1 protein-coding gene is annotated in these 1,450 nt (G+C 33.3%); it reads right to left on the bottom strand.

Annotated features, from left to right (window positions below):
- Positions 1–173: 173 nt before the first annotated feature.
- On the bottom strand, positions 174–1,364 hold the full coding sequence (locus tag ATN92_RS12695) for an MFS transporter (RefSeq protein ID WP_056950814.1): 1,191 nt from the start codon (positions 1,362–1,364) through the stop codon (positions 174–176).
- Positions 1,365–1,450 lie beyond the last annotated feature (86 nt).

Below are 1,450 nucleotides of genomic sequence, written 5' to 3'. Positions count from 1 at the left end.
TTTTTAAATATACTTCTGTTTGTTCAACTAATCCTTCGTCCATTTTAACTTTTGGTGCTTCTGCTCCCAAAGCCTTCGAGCCTCTTTTTTGAATAAATAAAAAAAAGGCGTTCAAAATTAGAACGACTAGTAATAACAATATCAAAAGAAAAATTATCATGATATTCCCTCACTTACGCTAATTCTTTAACGCCTATCATAGCCACAGCTACGATAATCATTGAAATAGTAATTCCGACAAATAATGTCGAGAATGATAATGCCGTAATGATTAAACTACCGGCATAAGGACCAACCGCACGACCTAAAGAACCAAAGATACTATAAAAGCTTTGGAAGGTTCCACGATTCTTATTCGTCGACATCTTACTCAATAAAGCAGGAATAGTTGGAAAGACCATTGATTCACCAACTGTCAAAACTAGCATACTAGTTATGAATGCTAAATAAGTCTTAGCTCCTGGCAATAATAAGAAAGATGAACCCATAATTACAGTTCCAATGAAAATTTGATACTTCAAAAGTTTGAATATTTTTGAAATGACACGATTCATAACTGGTTGAATAATTAACAATGAACCAGCATTAATAGTAAAGACCAGTCCATACTCACGAGTTGTGTAACCTTGATTAAGCATGTAAGCCGACAAGTTGCTGTCCCATTGCGAATAGCCTAACCAAACGATAAAGATTGAAGCACAGATAATGAAAAGATTTAACTTGAAACGTCCTAAACCAATTTCGATTCGTGGATCAACGTTATCATTATCATAACTAGCCAATTCATCAGAATCGTCATATTCTGAAACATGCTCCAATAAATTAGCTTTAAATAGTAAAATAATTGCACTTAAAACGAATAACAACATTGGTATAAAGAAAGTAAAGAAAATGCTCCACTTGAATATGAATCCAACTGCAGTTGAACCCACGGCAATACCAATATTTGATGCCAAATACATATTATTAAAGATTACTCGACTATTTCCCGACATTTGTTCCGCCACAAACGCCGTATAAGCATTAACTGCTGTATAAATTAGTCCCATTCCGAATCCTAAGATAAATAACATAATGGCATACGTTGGCCAAACATGATGAACTGACATACCCAACAAAGATACGATGGAAATTATATAACCAATGTACAAAGTACCACGTTTGGAAAAACGATCAAACATAATTCCACCCATGGCATTTCCAATCATCATAAAAGCTGAATAAACCATTAATGTAAATCCAGCCGTTACCAAGGATTCATGCAGATTTTTATGAATAAAAATTGTGTTAACTGGTAAAATAAATCCCATTACCAAATTAAACGCAATGTTTAAAAGTAGTAACCACATTCTTTGTGCTCGCATTTTTTCACCTCTTCTATAAATTTTCCTATAAAAAAAACCATGGTATAAATTAACCATGGTTTTTTTGGTAGTACTCAAAATGAGTA

The organism is Companilactobacillus bobalius (genome assembly GCF_009764355.1).
This window is presented reverse-complemented; position numbering and strand designations above follow the sequence as displayed.